This is a genomic window from Chryseobacterium piscicola (genome assembly GCF_900156685.1).
GTDB classification, from domain to species: Bacteria; Bacteroidota; Bacteroidia; order Flavobacteriales; family Weeksellaceae; genus Chryseobacterium; species Chryseobacterium piscicola.
The window spans coordinates 89,810-105,280 of record NZ_FTOJ01000008.1 but is presented as its reverse complement, the minus strand read 5'-3'; the positions used below and the strand labels follow the sequence as shown (position 1 = coordinate 105,280).

At 33.4% G+C, this 15,471-nt stretch carries 13 protein-coding genes; 2 read left to right on the top strand and 11 right to left on the bottom strand.

Annotated features, from left to right (window positions below; all coding sequences use genetic code 11):
* Nucleotide 1: 1 nt before the first annotated feature.
* The 6 genes from BW939_RS12365 to BW939_RS12340 are packed head-to-tail and all read right to left on the bottom strand — an operon-like array spanning nucleotide 2 to nucleotide 7,432.
* On the bottom strand, nucleotides 2-946 hold the full coding sequence (locus tag BW939_RS12365; protein ID WP_076452322.1) for a sugar transferase: 945 nt from the start codon (nucleotides 944-946) through the stop codon (nucleotides 2-4).
* Nucleotides 943-2,004, bottom strand: coding sequence for a glycosyltransferase (locus tag BW939_RS12360; protein ID WP_076452321.1), 1,062 nt, complete (start codon nucleotides 2,002-2,004; stop codon nucleotides 943-945). The genes BW939_RS12365 and BW939_RS12360 overlap by 4 nt, the downstream gene beginning before the upstream one ends.
* The gene (locus BW939_RS12355) at nucleotides 2,001-3,122 is read right to left on the bottom strand and encodes a right-handed parallel beta-helix repeat-containing protein (RefSeq protein WP_076452320.1); all 1,122 of its coding nucleotides are present in this window, start codon (nucleotides 3,120-3,122) and stop codon (nucleotides 2,001-2,003) included. The genes BW939_RS12360 and BW939_RS12355 overlap by 4 nt, the downstream gene beginning before the upstream one ends.
* The gene (locus tag BW939_RS12350; RefSeq protein WP_076452319.1) at nucleotides 3,112-3,936 is read right to left on the bottom strand and encodes a glycosyltransferase family 2 protein; all 825 of its coding nucleotides are present in this window, start codon (nucleotides 3,934-3,936) and stop codon (nucleotides 3,112-3,114) included. The genes BW939_RS12355 and BW939_RS12350 overlap by 11 nt, the downstream gene beginning before the upstream one ends.
* Nucleotides 3,936-5,027 (bottom strand): EpsG family protein, encoded by a 1,092-nt coding sequence (locus BW939_RS12345; protein WP_076452318.1) that lies wholly within the window; start codon nucleotides 5,025-5,027, stop codon nucleotides 3,936-3,938. Before BW939_RS12345 ends, BW939_RS12350 begins: the two co-directional genes overlap by 1 nt.
* Nucleotides 5,028-5,059: 32 nt before the next feature.
* Nucleotides 5,060-7,432, bottom strand: a complete 2,373-nt coding sequence (locus BW939_RS12340; RefSeq protein ID WP_076452317.1) for a GumC family protein — start codon at nucleotides 7,430-7,432, stop codon at nucleotides 5,060-5,062.
* Nucleotides 7,433-7,651: 219 nt separating this feature from the next.
* Between BW939_RS12340 and BW939_RS12335 the strand changes: the two genes are divergently transcribed.
* The gene (locus BW939_RS12335; RefSeq protein WP_076452316.1) at nucleotides 7,652-8,752 is read left to right on the top strand and encodes a glycosyltransferase; all 1,101 of its coding nucleotides are present in this window, start codon (nucleotides 7,652-7,654) and stop codon (nucleotides 8,750-8,752) included.
* 7 nt (nucleotides 8,753-8,759) lie between these two features.
* Here BW939_RS12335 and BW939_RS12330 read toward each other — a convergent pair whose 3' ends face one another.
* Nucleotides 8,760-10,010: an O-antigen translocase gene (locus tag BW939_RS12330; RefSeq protein WP_076452315.1), complete on the bottom strand. Its 1,251-nt coding sequence runs from the start codon at nucleotides 10,008-10,010 to the stop codon at nucleotides 8,760-8,762.
* Nucleotides 10,007-10,597 carry a sugar transferase gene (locus tag BW939_RS12325; protein ID WP_228417221.1) on the bottom strand — a complete coding sequence of 197 codons (591 nt, stop codon included), beginning with the start codon at nucleotides 10,595-10,597 and terminating at the stop codon, nucleotides 10,007-10,009. The genes BW939_RS12330 and BW939_RS12325 overlap by 4 nt, the downstream gene beginning before the upstream one ends.
* A 279-nt stretch (nucleotides 10,598-10,876) precedes the next feature.
* Between BW939_RS12325 and BW939_RS12320 the strand changes: the two genes are divergently transcribed.
* Nucleotides 10,877-11,722, top strand: coding sequence for a prephenate dehydrogenase (locus BW939_RS12320; RefSeq protein ID WP_076452314.1), 846 nt, complete (start codon nucleotides 10,877-10,879; stop codon nucleotides 11,720-11,722).
* A 52-nt stretch (nucleotides 11,723-11,774) separates the two neighbouring features.
* On the opposite strand, the gene BW939_RS12315 is transcribed toward BW939_RS12320, so the two are convergent.
* The 3 genes from BW939_RS12315 to BW939_RS12305 all read right to left on the bottom strand — a co-directional run bounded on the left by BW939_RS12315 (nucleotide 11,775) and on the right by BW939_RS12305 (nucleotide 15,400).
* Complete coding sequence (locus tag BW939_RS12315; protein WP_076452313.1) at nucleotides 11,775-13,193, bottom strand: L-serine ammonia-lyase; 1,419 nt, start codon at nucleotides 13,191-13,193, stop codon at nucleotides 11,775-11,777.
* A gap of 128 nt (nucleotides 13,194-13,321) precedes the next feature.
* Nucleotides 13,322-14,665, bottom strand: coding sequence for an ammonium transporter (locus tag BW939_RS12310; protein ID WP_076452312.1), 1,344 nt, complete (start codon nucleotides 14,663-14,665; stop codon nucleotides 13,322-13,324).
* 93 nt (nucleotides 14,666-14,758) lie between these two features.
* Nucleotides 14,759-15,400 (bottom strand): hypothetical protein, encoded by a 642-nt coding sequence (locus BW939_RS12305; RefSeq protein WP_076452311.1) that lies wholly within the window; start codon nucleotides 15,398-15,400, stop codon nucleotides 14,759-14,761.
* Nucleotides 15,401-15,471 lie beyond the last annotated feature (71 nt).

Here is a 15,471-nt window from a genome sequence, read left to right as displayed (position 1 = left end):
TTTAATGGCTATTTAATGTAAAAACAACCTTTATGGTTTTAAAAAGGATTAAAAAATCTAGTTTTAAATTATAATTTTTGATGTAATACAGATCGTATTCTAGTTTTTTAAGATTTTCTTTTGGTGTAGCTTTTGGCAAATGTACTTGTGCCCAACCGCTGATACCTGGTTTTACGAGATGTCTCAGATCAAAATAAGCATTGTCTTTTACAGATTCTACCACAAATTTTTCTCTTTCAGGTCGTGGTCCAATTAAGCTCATGGAACCATTGAGTACATTAAAAATCTGTGGAAGTTCGTCTATTTTAGTTTTTCTGAGAAATTTTCCTACTTTCAGAAGTCGATGATCGTTTTTTGTAGTGAAAGTACCGTCATGAAGTTTTGTCATTGTTCTCAATTTAAAAATCTTGAACGGAACAGAGTTTTTGCCCACCCTCATCTGAGAAAAGAATACATTTCCAGGAGATGTTACAAAAATAAGCAAAGCCCCAAAAGCTATTAGTGGTAATGTTAGAGGCAATAAAAGCAAACTGACAACGATATCAAAAATGCGTTTAAAAAAAATATCTTCCTCATCAAGACCAATGCTGAAGACATTATCTGCAAGATATTCGTTTGATGAAAATTTCACCAAAGGAATTCTTTTGCTTACAACTTCATAAAAATTTTGTGCATCGTATATTTTTACTCCTTTTATTTTCAAATCGATGATTTCGTTGGTCACCTTTTCGGAGATATGATTAACGTTGGTGGTGTCAATAATCACATTTTTTATTTTTAGTTTAACGATATAATCTGAAATATTTCTAGTCTCCACATTGGTATCAAAAAAAATCACCTTATTAGCCTTCAGAAAATCGGTTTCTTTGAGGATTTTGTAAGAAATATCGCTGACATTTACAATAAGATATCTTTTAGGAAAGTTGGTTAACTTAGAAACTTTCATTTTTTAGCTATAAAAGAATACAATTCTCTATATTTATTATACATTACCTCTACATTAAATAGGTCTTCAAATATTTTTCTTGACTGTTTTGCAAATTTGTCATAAATATTTTGATTACTTAGCATAAAAGTAATGGTTTTTTGAATTTCTTGCAAGTCATTATTAAAAACCAATGCTCCGTTGCCATCTATAAGTTCAGAATTTCCGCCAACATTGGATGCAATTATTGGTTTTGAAAAACACAAAGCCTCAATAAGAGACATCGGAAGACCCTCATAATTAGAAAACAAGACTGCAATATCAGCATTTTTATAATATTTGGAGGCATCTTTTTTTTCTCCCAAAAGAATTACATTTTTAGGTCTATTTTTTTCTTCAGTTTTATTTCCAATCCATACAAAAAGTATGTTTTCTTCAATCATTCTTTCTGCAAGAGCACAAAAAACATCAAATCTTTTTGGTGGAGCGAGTCTTGATATGCTTAAAACTATTTTGGTATTTTGGTCTTTTTTTAAATCAGAAAACAAATCATCTTTTGAAACAAAATTGTTTTTAGCAAAATCTTTTATGCCGTTTTGAATCACGTGAACGTTTTTTGTAATGCCTTCTAACTTTAGATTTTCAACATCATAATTGCTGACTCCAACGATGGCTTTGCATCTCGATTTCAAAATTTTCTCTAATGGCAAAAACTTGCGGTAACGAAGTCTGATAGAATCAAAACCATGAATGGTGTAGATAATTTTGGCTGCAGGGAAAACCAATCTTCCTAAAATTCCTATTTTGGAAGAATGGAGATGAATTACATCTGGTTTTATCTTATTTCTGAGTAAAAACAGCTCTCTTAATACCAAAATATCATCAAAACCTACGGAATGTTTTAATTTTTTGATCTTTATCTGATGTATTTCGGGATTTAAAACTTCCCACATTTCTCCATGCTCGGAAGACGCTACAAAAACCTCATCGCCGTCTTGCAAGGATCTTTCTGCAAGATTGATAACGACAGATTGCGCACCGCCCAGTTCTGCAAGCGTAATGACGTGCAAAATTCTCATTCCGGCAGTATTTTTACATGATGAAGGCTTTTCACATTGGTTTCAAAATCTTTTTTCTGATTCAGATTTTCAATTATTATACCCGAAAACTCAATCTCAATACTATGTTTATTGGGTGTAAACCAATAGGGAGATTGATTTTGTTTCCATTTGGCATTTTTTATTTTGATGATGCCTTGTGCATCATAAGGTTGATTATCGGTATTGAGGGAAGTTAGCAAACCATGTCTGGAAGCTTCATCTGTATGATTTTCTATCGTAATATCTGTAGTTTTCACGTCTGATGCACTTTGCCTGTTGAACGCATTGAGATTAATAGAAATTCCTGCTGCAAGGTTGTGGTAGGTATAAATATTTTTAAGATAAATATTTTTAAGAATATCTTTTTCCCAGCTTGGTTCGATATCAATTCCACATTGAGGATCGTGGCCGTAAGTATTAGAAATCAGGATATTTTTCAGAACCACATTTTTGGCTGAAGTTACAGAAATACCGTTTCGCCTCACTTTATTCACCCAACCACCATCTACCACTATATTTTCTGAAAAAATACCGTCTTCTGACCCAATGAAAATACCGTCTCCAAAAGTATCTGAAATTTTAGCATTGGTGATGGTTACATTTTTAGAATTTAGGATGGCAATTCCTGAAGACCATTGCCCGGTTTGAGTTTTTGATTTAGAATATCTGCTTCCAACAATCACAGCATTAATGATTTCAACATTTTGTGCGTTGTAGATTTTCACTACATCAGAAAATCTTCCGTTGGCAGATCCTGTAAACTGAATGGATGAGTTTTTTCTAAAAATAATCTTTTTATCTGAACCTATTTTTAAACCTTTAGAGTTGATAAAAAGTTTAAAATCCGGAAGAATAACTATTTTATTTTTATCAATTATTTTCTGTACAGCTGCTGTATGATCTGTTGAATTTCTGAATTTTTTGTCTGTAGGAAATAGGTTGGCCGTTTTTCCGAGATTAAAGTTTGATGGTTTTAAGTACTGATTTACAAGTGAAGCCGGAACATTTTGGACTGAAAACTCCTGAGCATTAAAATTTAAACTCATCAAAAAAAATCCTACAACAAGAATCAAAATAGATTTAATTTTAATTTTCATGATTTATAAACTGACTAAAATGTTGTTTCGGAAGTTTGCATTGATTTCTTTTTTGAGTAAGCACTGTCTCTTTGCCGAAAATATAAAAAATTAAATATACAAAACTTGCGATGAAGTAACGAAGACAAAATTTCAGGTAAGTGAGAGACAAAAAATTCTTTTTGAGAAGATAAAAAACACCCGGAAAACCTTGAAAATACTTTTTATAATATTGGCTTCCTATTTCTCTATAGAAAAGAAGCGGTTCTCCTAAAGTTCGGAAAACATAGCGCCCTTTCGTACGCATCCAAAGCTCCGCATCTTCTACTCTAACAGCATTTTCATCATAAAGATTTTCTCTGAACCAAGAGGTTTTTGCAATAATAGTAGGATGTATAAATGGCATCATTTCTCCAAAAAAATCCAGTGAAACATCATATCGTTTTCCTACCACAAAACTGTTCTCATCTATCGAGTAAGCATTTGTTCCCAAAACGTCTATTTCAGGTTTTAATTGTAAAACGGCAAGCTGCCTTTCTAGTTTTTGTGGATGCATAATATCGTCACTATCCATTCTCATCAAATACTCTGTCTTCACATTTTGGGCAATACTGTTTAGGCGCACAGACAATTTAAGATTTTTGCCGTCGGAAAATATTTTCACTCTTTCATCTGAAGAAAATTTCTCACAAATCGCAATAGAAGAATCTACCGAACCGTCATCTACAAGCCAGAGTTCAAAATCTTGGAAAGTCTGCGAAAGTACAGATCGTATTGCTTCTTCCAGATATTTTTCTGCATTATAGATTGGGATTGCGATGGTAACCTTTGCCATTAGCTCACACTGTTATAGATTGAAAAGAATACAAAAATAAAGATAAGAAAAGCCAAAGTTCCCATGCTGTATTTTGCTGTTTTGTTGATACTGAAAAGTGGAGCAAGCAAAAACGGAATGACAATCCACGACATCATACCCCATCTGTCTGAAAACGGAATCTGAAACATCAGAAAAAACACCACACTCATTGCCATATAGTATTTCAGTAAAATCTGATAGCTTTCGTTCCCATACTTTAAAATTTTAGCATTAATAAAAGAAAAAATACCTAAAAATATTGTGTTGAAAATTGCAAACTGCGTTTTGAAACCCACTGCATAATCTTCATTATTAGAATTATTAATGTAATATTCTGCTTTTTGACTGTCTATGAGAAAGAAAAAATTCAGAAAAAAGCCCAACGAAAGTATACTACCTCCAAGAGCTGAAATCATCAATACCAAGAAATAAAGTATATAATAATAGGTTATTTTAATTTTTTTAAAGAAAACTATCAGACCAAATAGCAATAGAATAACTGCTGTTGTGATGTGAAAACCGATTCCCAATACTAAAGGAATAATCCAATTTTTATATTTGGAAGGATTTTTAAAATACAGACTTATTGCGAGAAGAAAAAAAGCAAGTGAAACACCTTGCCTCACAATATTGATACCCAAATTTTCGAAAAAATAAAAGCTTATAAAACTAAAGGAAATAAGAAAAACATTGAATTTTATTTTTTTTGATAATATGAGAACTGATGAAAATATCAATCCGTTAAACAAAAAACTTAGAACTAAAAGAAAAATGTGGTAATTATCTGTAACCCGACCTACTAAAACAAGAAGAAAATCATAGAAAAACTGAAAACCAAAATCAACTTTGTTGTAATATTCAAATTGATATTTTACCATAGTGGTATCTGTACCCACTTCCTCATTTCTAAGACCAAAAAGCAAGCTGATTGCTATAAACAAAACAACTGATAAAGCTGTGGATATAGCGTTGTAATGCTTTTTTTTGATGTCTACATACATGGAGAAAATAATCGCCATTACAGCAAAAATCACATAAACGGCGTAAAATTTTAGTTTAAACTCCTCCATCCAACTTTAGCTCAAAGCATTCTAAATAACCATTATGATTTGCTAAACCACGATTTTATTTTACCAAAAAAAGTATCATCTACATCATGATTATAGCCATATCCTTTCTGGTTTCCGTAACCAAAATTTTCTGCGGTAACGTCATTCAGTACGATGTTTACTTTGTTCAGTTTCTTTTCAGATACGGTATGATCGGCGTATTCTATATAGCTTCTTTCTGTTTTGCCAGAACGCATGATGTAAAGACTTACGTCTGCTAATTTTGCGATGATGTAGGTATCTGTTACCGGCATCAGCGGTGCAGAATCTATTAAAATATAATCGTAGAGTTCTTTTGCCTTCTCAATCAAAATCTTGTATCTGCCATTATCTAAAAGCTCAACAGGATTTGGCGGTATAATTCCGGAGTAAATAAAATCACAATGCTCATTCATCTGGCTTGGGTGGATGATTTGCTGGATGTCGTCAACCGCGCCGTACAAAAACTCGGTAAGGCCTTTGGCAGATTTCATTTCAGGTCTGTATCTCTGCAATTGCGGATTTCTGATGTCTGAACCAATTAACAATATTTTCCTCCCTTTTTTAGCAAAACTTAAAGCCAGATTGATTGATACCAATGTTTTACCTTCTCCTTTCACACTAGAAGTGATCAAAATAACATGGTTTTTCTTTTCTAAAGGCAATTGTAGATTGATATTGGTAGCCAAAATCCTGAAAGATTCTGCCAATGGAGAAACATCATTTTGCTGAATCAAATTGTCTTTCTGCGATTTCAGATGCGGAATCTCTGCTATTACCGGAAGCGAAGTAAGTTTTTCTATACTTTTTTTATCTGATATTCTGGTATTGAAGAAAAGACGTAAGAAAATAATTAAAAAAGGAATTCCCAATCCTAAAAAAATGGCTGAGCCCAAAGCTATCATTTTCTTTGGAGCAACAGGCTTCTTCTTTTTATAGGCAACATCCAAAACTCTGGCTTTATTAGAAGACATGGCAAGCATGATTGCTGTTTCTTCTCGTTTTTTAAGTAAAACAAGATACAATTCTTCTTTTATCTGCTGTTGTCTTTCAATGTTTCTGAAAATACGCTCCTGTGCCGGAACTTTTCTCATTCCAGAATTGCTTTTGCTTTCTAGAGAAGAAATACTTTTGATAACCGACTGAATGTTTGCTCGGTTTTTATCTAAACTTTCTTTGATGGCAATTTTCTGTTTTCTAATCTCTTCATTCAGCGTTTTTACCAATGGATGCTCTGAAGTAGAGTTTTCTAAAAGGCGGTTACGCTGAGTTACCAATTGGTTATAAGATGCAATATTACTAGAAGATTCACCATCTTTCTCCCCACTCAGTTCATTAGTTGGAAGAATTTCGTTGAAGCCTTTACTATTAATATACCCAGAATACATGTTATTGATTTCCAACTGAGTATAAAGCTCAAGTCTTTTCTTTTCAGCCTCGGCATTGGTTTGCAATTCAATACCCGCTTGTGTAGGAATATCTACAAGGTCATTTGCGGTTTTAAAATCCTGCTTTTGTTTTTCTACATCACCCAATTCTCTAGAAATAAGTTTTACACGATCATCAATAAATTCTTTGGTTTTTTCGGATTCTAAATTCTTTTCGTCTATAGCTTCTAGGTTATATTGTGTAACCAAAGTATTGAGGAGGTCTTTCGCTTTTGATACATTAGGATATTGTACTGAAAGATCAATTACTGTAGCATCTTTATTGCTTAGTTTTATCTTAAGAAGTTCTTGCAGCTCATCAATCAAACTTATTTTATCAGTGTAAGTAAAATAAAGATGACTGACATTGTATTTCTTAGTCAAAATGGGATTAAAGGTTTTATTTTTCAGAAACATAATATTGGCAAACGGAAGACTTACCGTTTTGTTGAACTGCGTTTTTACAGGTGCCGAAAATTCTTCTGAAGTAAGTATAATTTCATTTCCTTTGATGCTGATATCAATTCGTTCTTTTGGAAGATCATTGAGAGGCTTTTCGTTGATCACCTGTATTTTAATTGGAGACTCTTCTTTATAAAGTTCCTTTTTGTAAAAGTCACCTTCTGCATAAATAGGGCATTGCAGAGGTAATTCATCTACCAGTTGACTTAGCAGTTTCTTGGAAGCTAAAACTTCCATTTCATTTTCTACGGTATTAGAGTTGAATCCCGTTAATCCAGCTAGACCTTCCATACCAGGAATAGCATCCGCAGGATTACCCGATTTTTTGGCATCTTTAATTAAAATTTTCGTGACAACTTCATACACCGGAGCAGTAGTTTTAATGTAAACTAAAGCCAGCAAAATCATTAGAAAAATACTGACAGCAAACCAATACCATTTTCTTTGGTAAGGTTTTATAATTTCCTGTAGAGAGTCTTCGTTTTTAAATTCAGTCATCAAATCTTACCCCTTTTTATTTTCGGTCAACGAATATAGAGATTTTAAAAATAAAAAACCAATTGCCTAGACAATTGGTAAAAGTTTAGATGATTTTTCAATTTATATATAACGAAATCTCTAATTTTTATTTTAACTTTTAAAGCTAGCTCTATTCAAATTGTTATAAAAGTCAATAATGCTATATTTGCTGAATTCAACAAGTAAATCATACCTAAAATGAATAGAATTCTTCACGTGGTCGGCAGAATGAATAGAGCTGGAGCAGAAACCATGATTATGAATATTTACAGAAATATCGACAGGGAAAAAGTACAGTTTGATTTTCTATATTTTACAGAAGAAAAGACGGCTTTTGATAACGAAATTGAAAAACTGGGAGGCAAAATATATCGACTGAAAAACTCAAATGGAATCTCTAACATTTTTCGTTTGAAAAAATTACTGAAAAAACATCCCGAAATAAATGGCATTCATTGTCATACACTTTTAAGTAGCTCGTTTTATCTATTATCTGCGTACACTGCAAATCTTACACTCAGAATCATACACAGCCATAATACAAAAAGTCGCAGTGAAAGCAATATCGTCTATAATATTTATGAAAAACTGGCTAAAATAGCAATTAACAGGTATGCAACACATTTTTTGAGTTGTGGTAATCTCGCTTCAAAATATTTATATCCTTACAAGAAAGAGTCTGAGATCACAATGATTCCCAATGCAATTGAAGTTGAGAAGTTTTACAATGCAAGTCAGTTTCAGGGAGATTATTTGAGGAAACTTTATTCTATCTCTAGAGAATCAATTATTTTATTGCAGGTGGGCAGATTTTTGCCTGTAAAGAATCACTCTTTTTCAGTAGATCTGGCAAAACAACTGCTTTTACACAAAATACCTTTTAAAATGTTTTTTGCAGGTACTGGCGAACTCGAACAAGAAATTGAAAAAAAAGCAATAAAAGAAGGTCTTGAAAAAAATATTATATTTTTAGGAGATAGAACAGATATTGAATATTTAATGGCTGGTGCAGATATAATGCTAATGCCCTCATTATTTGAAGGTTTTCCGTTGGTATTAGTAGAAGCGCAATCTGCAGGATTACATTCTATTGTTTCCGAAAATGTTTCAAAAGAAGTAGATCTTGAAGTTGGCCTATTAAGTTTTGAAAAATTAAATATTCCTGATTGGCTAGTTAATATCCAAAATTATAAGGATTTGAAAAAATTAAATAACGAAGAAAGATTAGAAAAGATAAAAAATAAAGGATTTGATATAATGAAGTCTATTGAAAAAATTTTAAAAATTTACGAATCATAAAATCTTTCTATTTTGTAAACAATGTTTTCCGAAAAATCATCAACATTAGAAAAAAACATACAGCGTAAGTAACAAAAAAAGCAAAAGTACTGCCTTGCAATCCCATTAAATTTATAAGTATACAACTTAAAACTACATACAAAACAGCGGCAAAAATCTCCATAAAAATAAATGCTTTTGTCATCACTTTCGAAATCATCAAATAGGAAAAGACCATCGAGATTACTTTAAAGAAATCTCCTGTGAGTTGCCAAAAAAACAACTCTTCCATCGGATAAAACTCTTCACTGTAAAGAATATCAATAATCAGGTATCTGGTAAAATAAATCACAGTACACATTGTCAAAAATAGTGGAGCTAAGAATTTTAATCCGTCAATAATTTCTTTTCTGATAGCAAAACGATCTGTAATTGCCGAGAGTTTAGGCAAAAAATAGGTTCCCAATGTAATTTGTATCATTAAAAGATAACCATCTGATATTCTAATTAAACCCTGCCAAATCCCCGCACTATCAAGATTCATCTCCTTTGTGATGTAATTTCTAATGATAATTTGTGATATGGGCATTGCGGAAGAGCTTACAATTGCCATTACCGAGAAATGACTTAAATTTTTAAGCGTTTTAAAATCTGGTTTTAGAAATGAAAAACTGATGTTTCTGAGTGCTTTTTTCCAGACCAAAAGCAGCGCCACAAAAAAAACCGCAAACTGAGTAACTACCAAAGCGTACAAAGCACCAAAAATTTGATAATAATAAATCAACACAATGGTAATTGCTAGCGTAAAAACACTGCTTAGTGCATTGATTATTGTGAACTTTTTGATATACCCAAGACCATTGAGAAAAGCAAGAAGTATAGTATTTAGTGAATAAAAAATAATCCCTATACCCAAAAGGTAAATAACAAATTTGTATTTAACATCGTGAAAAATAGTCTTACTCCAATGCTCAGCGAAAACAATGAGTACAAGTGATATAATGAATGAGCAAACTACAGAAACAAAAATAGAAGTATCGTACAAAATCTTAGATTTTCTCCTGTCATTTTTGTATTCTGCGGTGTATTTTACAATTCCCGAAGTTACAGATCCGTTGGCAAGACTCAGCATTACAGCCATAAAATTGGTAAGAGATCCCACCAAAGCAATACCTGCCGGACCCGCAAATGCTGAAATCACTTTCGCCGAAATAAATCCTGCAGAAATCTTCACAAAAGCACTGATGCCGGAGAAAATGGTGGTGCTTACAAGTTTCATGAAGTGGTATTTCTATCGATTTTTAAAAGTACAAATAATGTTTTCCAAATTATTTTAAGATCATTCTTTAGAGAAAGATTTTTGTAATAATCGAGATTCATTTTTACCTTATCTGGGAAAAGTACTTCATCATTATATTGCAAAGGATGGTCTTGGTTTGCCAAAATCTCGTCTTCATTTCGGTATTTAATCCCAGCTTCGCTGATGAGACCTGGCTTTAGATTTAAGATAAGACGTTGTTCTCCTTCTAAAACATCATAATAACCCTTGATATCTGGTCTTGCACCAATAATTGACATATCGCCTTTCAAAATATTAAAAATCTGAGGTAGCTCATCTAATTTTGTTTTTCTAAGCCATCTGCCAAATTGAGATTTATTCAACGTTTTAGAATGGTAGGTTTTAAATTTATAAATCGTGAAAGTTGTACCGAATCTCCCCACCCTATCCTGAGTGAAAACCCCCGGAAAACCAGTATCTACCGATGCAAGAACAAAAAGAACGATAAAAATTGGAAGAAAAATAATAACAGCTACAGAAGCAATTCCGTAATCTATTACCAATTTCCAGATGGGGTATTTTTTCACAAAAAGACAATCTTTGTAGCAAAGATAATAAAATACCTAATAGGCATCGGCAATCACAAAAACAATAAAAAAAACAAGTAGATGATACAAATCTGCAAAATAAATCTTACCCAGTTTTTGTTTACCGAGAAAATTTCAATACTTTAGCCTTATGAAAGCAAACGCACAACATTATTATTACTTCTCTGAAATAGTTTTCGGATAAGGATTTTTGTGCTTCAACATAACAGAACCTCGTCCGCAAGACGGGGTTTTTCATTTTAAATAAATTTAGAGATAATGAAAATTAGTATAATTGGTGTAGGATTAATTGGCGGATCAATTGCTTTAAAATTAAAACAAAAAAAAGTTGCAGATTTTATTTATGGAACAGATCAAAACATTGAAAATCTTGATGATGCATTAAATTTAAAAATCATTAATGAAAAAACTGATTTAGAAACCGGAATTAGAAATTCAGATTTGGTAATTATTGCCATTCCTGTAGATTCTTCGAGAAAAATTTTGCCTCAGGTTTTAGATTTAATTTCAGACCATCAAACTGTAATGGATGTAGGTTCTACAAAATCCGGAATTGTAGATTCAGTAAAAAACCATCCTAAAAGATCAAGATTTGTAGCCTTTCACCCCATGTGGGGAACCGAAAACAATGGCCCAAAATCTGCAATTGCAGAAAGCTTTGCAGGAAAAGCCGGAGTAATCTGCAATAAAGAAGATTCTGCTACAGATGCTTTGGAATTGGTAGAAAATGTGGTAAAAAGTCTAGACATGCATTTAATTTACATGAATGCAGAAGATCATGACATTCATACCGCCTATATTTCACATATTTCACATATTACTTCTTATGCCTTAGCGAACACGGTTTTAGAGAAAGAAAAAGAAGAAGACACTATTTTCCAATTGGCAAGCTCCGGTTTTTCGAGCACCGTTCGTTTGGCAAAATCTCATCCTGAAATGTGGGTTCCTATTTTTAAACAAAACAAAAATAACGTACTCGATGTTTTGAATGAACATATTTCTCAGCTCAGAAAATTTAAATCTGCTTTAGAAAAAGACAATTTTGAATATTTGGAAGAATTAATTGTAAATGCAAATAAAATTCGTGGAATTCTAGATAAATAAATCTAAACCTTCAAGATCTTTGAAATCTTGAAGGTTTTATAATTTTAAAAATTTAACATTCCGGAACATTCACAGCAATTGCTAAACCTCCTTCTGAAGTTTCTTTGAACCTATCATTCATTGAAAGCGCAGTTTCCCACATCGTCTGAATCACCTCATCTAAGCTCACTTTTGCTTTCGCAGGATCACTTTCTAAAGCTATATTCGCTGCAGTAATTGCCTTTATTGCACCCATCGTGTTTCTTTCGATACAAGGAATCTGCACCAATCCTTTTATTGGGTCGCAAGTTAAACCTAAATGATGTTCCATTGCGATTTCCGCTGCCATTAAAACCTGACCTACGCTGCCGCCGAGAATTTCCGTCAAACCAGCTGCGGCCATTGCAGAAGAAACTCCGATTTCGGCTTGGCATCCACCCATTGCTGCAGAGATGGTAGCATTCTTCTTAAATAATGTTCCGATTTCGCCGGCTACTAGTATGAATCTTTCGATATCATCATCTGTTTTAGCTTCTGTAAAGGCTTGTGAGTACATCAAAACTGCAGGAATCACACCACTCGCTCCATTGGTGGGTGCCGTAATAATTCTTCCGAAACTTGCATTTTCTTCATTTACAGCCAAAGCAAAGCAAGAAATCCATTTGTTGATATTAGTGAAATTTTCTTCTGCATCAACTACTTGCTGAAACCATTCGTCGATATTGGTGTAAACTTTATCGCCCAACAATTTTCTATTGATTCCGGCGGCACGGCGGGTAACATTTAAACCTCCTGGGAGAATCCCTTCTTTATTAACACCTTTGTAAACACATTCTTTAATGTTTTTCCAGATATTTAATGCCTCTGCACGGGTTTCTTCTTGCGTACGCCAGCTTTCTTCGTTGATTAAAATTAAATCTGAAATTTTATTTAAACCTAGATTCTCACAATACTTTACAATATCAGAACCATGATGACAAGGATACAGCGTACGAACACACTGTTTTTCAATAGAGTTTTTCTCTTGACTCATGATAAAGCCACCGCCTACGGAGTAAAAATCTTGCATCAGGTCGGTTCCGTCTTCAAAAATAGCTTTAAAAATCATTCCGTTCGGATGATAAGCGAGAGATTCAGACTTGTTTAAAACCAAGTGATGCCCATAAACAAAAGGAATTTTCTTTTCTCCGCCCAAATTTATTACTTGAGATTCTTTAATTCCGTTTACGATATCATCAATTTTTGTGGTATCAATTGTTTTAAAATCTTCTCCATTCAGCCCCAGCATTCCTGCAATATCAGTTCCATGACCGATGCCTGTTTTTGCCAGCGAACCAAAAAATTCAAGAAAAACCTCTTTCACTTCCGCGATTGATTTTTCACGATTCAAAATCCTTATAAATGCAGAAGCCGCATTCCAAGGCCCCATTGTATGAGAGCTTGAAGGTCCTATACCAACCTTAATGATCTCAAAAACAGATATTGACTCCATATATATATTCCATTTTCATTAAAAGCAAATATACACGTAAAATTTTTTAGATAAGTAACAATTATTATCATCAAAAAAACAGCAATTAAAACAACCATTTTTTCAGTTCACATACCAAAGAAAAATTATCATTTTAAACTCTCACCATGCTGCGAAAGATCAAGACCCATTTCTTCTGAATCTTCTTTTACTCTTAATGAAATAACAGCGTCGGTAATTTTATAAAGCATCAATGACCCAAAGAACGCAAATATAGAAACCAAAAGCAAAGCAATCATGTGGTGGGCAAAAACCTCAATGCCGCCATGTAGTAGGCTTGCATTTTCTCCATGAGCAAAAATGGCAGTGAGAACCATCCCCATAATTCCGCCCACGCCATGACAAGCGAAAACATCCAGAGTATCGTCTATTTTCTTTAAAGCTTTCCAATTGACCATGAAATTGGATACGATTGCAGAAATAAATCCTATAAATATACTTTCTTGAATAGAGACAAACCCACACCCCGGAGTTATGGCAACCAAGCCCACAACAGCACCAATACAAGCTCCTAAAGCCGAAACCGGACGAGAATTTAATCTATCAAAAAAGATATACGTCATCATTGCGGATGCTGAAGCAAGTGTGGTAGTTCCGAAAGCAACTGCAGCAGTAGCATTGGCTGATAATGCAGAGCCCGCATTAAAACCAAACCACCCAAACCAAAGCATTCCCGTTCCCAAAATCACATAAGGTATATTGGAAGCCTCATGATGAGGGTTTTTACGATTTCCCAAAACCAATGCTCCTGCCAATGCAGCAAAACCTGCGCTCATGTGAACAACAGTTCCGCCAGCAAAATCTTTTATCCCAAAATATTTATTTAAAAGCCCGTCTGGATGCCAAACCATGTGGCATAGTGGTGTATATATCAACAGACTAAACAAAACCATAAAGAGTAAATAAGAAATAAAACGCACTCTTTCCGCAAAAGATCCTGTAATTAAAGCTGGGGTAATGACGGCAAATTTCATTTGAAACAATGCAAAAAGAACAAATGGGATTGTAGATGCCAAAGCCTTGTGTGGGTATATACTTACATTATTGAAAAACATATAGGTAAACGGGTTTCCAATAATTCCGTAATGTACACCATCAATTTCAAAGCCGATAGGATCGCCAAATGAAAGTGAGAAACCAACCAATACCCAAAGCATGGAGACAACCCCCAAAGCGATAAAACTTTGCAACATGGTGGAAATAACATTCTTTTTACCTACCATTCCGCCATAGAAAAAAGAAAGCCCAGGAGTCATGAGCAATACCAAACCTGCAGCCGCAAGAATCCAAGCTACATCTGCACCTACAACTGCAGACTCATCAAGAAAATCACCCGTGTTGGGAGCTATGACGTCTGGTTGCCAAAACAAACCTCCAATTGCTACTATTGAAATAATTAGGAATGAAACTATCCATTTTACACCAATTTTCATATTTATTTTAATTTAACCCCTTACAAAAATATGTATAATTTAATTAAAAAAGCATTAAATTAAACAAGACCCCCTAATATTTTATATATAAATTCAAATAAAAATAATATTTAAGAGTTGAGACACTTCTTTATGCTTGGTTACTGGAAATAAGTGCGTACCACCTTTTATGATATAATCTGGTTTTGAATTTCTGAGAGGAAAAACGATGTCGCGGTCTCCTAAAATCTGGATAACATTGCTTTCATGATCAAACTTCCATTCAGAGATGCGTTGTAGAGACCACTTGAGGTAATACGGATCTGTAAATCTAAAATACTGAGTTACTTTTGGATTTTTGGGATCAAAAAACTTTCGGAAAACAGCATACGTTTCAAGCGTTTTGATATTAAACATTCTTATAGGCAAATATCTTGGGATTTTCGTGAATTGACCTATCTTAATAAGTTTGGATTTTTCTTTATCTGATTTTATACTTCCCAAAATCACAGTTTTCAAAGCAGGTTTTACCCTATTAATCTCTTGAACCATAATTCCACCAAAAGAATATCCTAAAAGATAAAACGACTCTGTATCATCTATCTTTTCTGCCATTCTGATTACATAATCATTAAATTTCTCATTAGGCTTAGGTACAAGCCAATCAATAAAAATAACTTCATGCTGTTTGGGAAAAACCAACCTCTCCAACACCTTATAATCTGCACCGAGGCCGCTTACTATATATATTTTCATGCTTAGCTTTGTATTTTTTAATTAAAACTTCATTATCAAATCTTTATTTCAGTTTTACCATTTCTACTGAT

Coding starts and splice junctions, on each gene's coding strand:
- BW939_RS12365 (WP_076452322.1), bottom strand. CDS start 946: ATGAAAGTTTCTAAGTTAACCAACTTTCCTAAAAGATATCTTATTGTA.
- BW939_RS12360 (WP_076452321.1), bottom strand. CDS start 2,004: ATGAGAATTTTGCACGTCATTACGCTTGCAGAACTGGGCGGTGCGCAA.
- BW939_RS12355 (WP_076452320.1), bottom strand. CDS start 3,122: ATGAAAATTAAAATTAAATCTATTTTGATTCTTGTTGTAGGATTTTTT.
- BW939_RS12350 (WP_076452319.1), bottom strand. CDS start 3,936: ATGGCAAAGGTTACCATCGCAATCCCAATCTATAATGCAGAAAAATAT.
- BW939_RS12345 (WP_076452318.1), bottom strand. CDS start 5,027: ATGGAGGAGTTTAAACTAAAATTTTACGCCGTTTATGTGATTTTTGCT.
- BW939_RS12340 (WP_076452317.1), bottom strand. CDS start 7,432: ATGACTGAATTTAAAAACGAAGACTCTCTACAGGAAATTATAAAACCT.
- BW939_RS12335 (WP_076452316.1), top strand. CDS start 7,652: ATGAATAGAATTCTTCACGTGGTCGGCAGAATGAATAGAGCTGGAGCA.
- BW939_RS12330 (WP_076452315.1), bottom strand. CDS start 10,010: ATGAAACTTGTAAGCACCACCATTTTCTCCGGCATCAGTGCTTTTGTG.
- BW939_RS12320 (WP_076452314.1), top strand. CDS start 10,877: ATGAAAATTAGTATAATTGGTGTAGGATTAATTGGCGGATCAATTGCT.
- BW939_RS12315 (WP_076452313.1), bottom strand. CDS start 13,193: ATGGAGTCAATATCTGTTTTTGAGATCATTAAGGTTGGTATAGGACCT.
- BW939_RS12310 (WP_076452312.1), bottom strand. CDS start 14,665: ATGAAAATTGGTGTAAAATGGATAGTTTCATTCCTAATTATTTCAATA.
- BW939_RS12305 (WP_076452311.1), bottom strand. CDS start 15,400: ATGAAAATATATATAGTAAGCGGCCTCGGTGCAGATTATAAGGTGTTG.